The organism is Oleiphilus sp. HI0117 (genome assembly GCF_001635235.1).
On sequence record NZ_LWGA01001463.1, the window covers coordinates 1 to 514 of the forward strand.

Genomic DNA, 514 nt, shown 5'->3' on the forward strand with positions numbered 1-514 from the left:
GGAGAAAGATATTTCCCATGCTTATCACATTGATTTTGATGAAAAGACTAAGTCCTCAAAAGCTAGTGAAGGATATTTCTGGAATAACAACCTAGTCCAAGAGGCTGTATAAAAATGCTTCCCAATAATTTCAGACTATTTCAAGACACAGAAGACAAACTCAAGAAGCTTAAAACCAAAACAGGTATTACCCCCAATATATCAGCCAGGATTGCCTTTTTTTGTTCTATTGAGCATGGTTATAGATATGAATTAGATGACCAAAAAACTAACGGTTCATTGGCTTTAAGTAAAAGCATTTGGTTTGGAGACTATGAATCGTTGATTGAAACGCTTCTAAGAGATCATTATCCTGATTTAGATGATGAATCGTTGGTCAAAGCATGGGCTAGCCATGTAAAACATGGCGAAAGTTACTTAAGCAATCTAGCTTAGAAAAAGGTAACGAGTGGAAAATCAATTTATTAAAGACATCATATGCGCCCTTTCTGTATGGGAAAAAGGAGAAGTGAGA

At 35.6% G+C, this 514-nt stretch carries 1 protein-coding gene; it reads left to right on the forward strand.

The genetic code is table 11. The features are described from left to right. Positions 1-114 precede the first annotated feature (114 nt). A complete protein-coding gene (dndE, locus tag A3757_RS24405; RefSeq protein ID WP_068740449.1) occupies positions 115-435 on the forward strand; it encodes a DNA sulfur modification protein DndE in 321 nt (106 codons plus the stop codon). Positions 436-514: the final 79 nt, after the last annotated feature.